A 1,562-nucleotide genomic window follows, 5' to 3' on the forward strand; every position below is an offset into this window, starting at 1 on the left:
AATTAATGCTAACAGCAGTAATTGCCATTAATAATAAAGGAATTAACGACGTCAATATACTGCTTTTTAAAATTTGTTTTCTTTTATACCCAGACGAAAATAAAATCTGTAAAAAATTTGTCTTGTAATTTAAGAAGGATACTAAAAATCCAGCAACAATGAAAAATAAGCTAATAAGAGTAAAACCACGAAACACGTTTCTGGACGTAAACAAATATCTAAAATTAGTTAAGTCCAGCGCACTTCGCGTGTAAAATAATTTGGCCCTTATATAACCGTAAAATTCTTTAAAAGTCTGTGATTGAATATGAAACTTACCAGTTTTAGAATCAAATTTCAGAAAAATTCCTGCGTCCTGGTTCTCTGCATAATCGACACTTCCTTGGTAATCTTTTGTTTCTTTATATTTTTTATTTACATCATCCTCTTCAGTTTTTTGTGCAGCAAGGTATGAATTATATTGGTCTCTAGCCTCTTGAGAATGGATAAAGTTTTGCTCTCTATGCCAATTTTTTGTGGAGTTAAATCCAATAAAAACAGAGATTAATATTAACAGTATTCCTAAACTTAAAACGATTGGTTTGGCTCGTTTCCAAGTAATTTTGTTCAATTTTTTGTTATCCATTCTTTCCTCACTCTCTTTCATCAGTCATCTCATGACCTGAAAACTTGCTTATAAAAATATCTTCTAAAGTTAAAGGAAGTTCTTCAATCAGTAGTGGTTCACAATTGTTTATTCGTTCCATAAGTTCATCACTATAATTTTCAAAAATCACTGTGCTTACTCGGCCTTCATGAGTAATATGCTTCGCTTCTTGTTTGATAAACTGAGGTAATTCATAGTCTTTAAAAGCAATCTGAAGTTTACAGATTGACATTTTTACTGTAGAAAGATTCAATATAGAAACAATAGAGTGTTCTTTAATAAAAGCGACTTGGTCCGCTAGCTTTTCCAACTCATTCAAATTATGTGAAGCTAAAATAATACTTCTCTCTCGATCACTGATTGCATCGATCATTAAATCAACAACCTGTTTCCGTACGATAACATCGAGCCCATCAAGAGGTTCATCTAAGATAATATAGGAACAATTTGAACAAAGCGCAATAATAACGAGGAGTAAGCATTGCATCCCTTTGGAATATTTTTGAAATTGATCATCAGGTAATTGATGTTTTTCGATCAATTCCAAAAATCTCTTACTATCAAAAAGAGGATATAATAGAGAAAAATAACTCTCAATTGTTCGTAATCTCATTTTATTTAATGGTTGATATTGAGGATCAAGGAAAAAAATATCATTCTTTAGACTAACCTCTTTGTTAATATCTTGACCATCAATTGATACCATTCCTTCATCCATCAAATAATGACTGGCTATCGTACGGAATAAAGTGGTTTTACCAGATCCATTTCTTCCCACAATTCCAAAAATACTTCCTAGAGGGATGGATAAATTAATATGTTTCAAAACAACATTACCATCAATCCTCTTACTTAATCGACGGTCTCGGCCTCAGCTTCTCGACCCAGGACAGCAATCGCTTGCGCTTCTCCGCCG

General features: G+C 32.5%; 2 protein-coding genes. Both read right to left on the bottom strand.

What is annotated here, in order from left to right; translation table 11 throughout:
* A partial coding sequence (locus tag AB0N03_RS52320) for a hypothetical protein (protein WP_364388990.1) occupies positions 1–646 on the bottom strand: 646 nt, incomplete at its 3' end.
* Positions 633–1,472: an ABC transporter ATP-binding protein gene (locus AB0N03_RS52325; protein ID WP_276612253.1), complete on the bottom strand. Its 840-nt coding sequence runs from the start codon at positions 1,470–1,472 to the stop codon at positions 633–635. The genes AB0N03_RS52325 and AB0N03_RS52320, both read right to left, overlap by 14 nt.
* Positions 1,473–1,562: the final 90 nt, after the last annotated feature.

The sequence above is a fragment of the Amycolatopsis sp. NPDC051061 genome (genome assembly GCF_040682935.1).
GTDB lineage: Bacteria > Actinomycetota > Actinomycetes > Mycobacteriales > Pseudonocardiaceae > Amycolatopsis.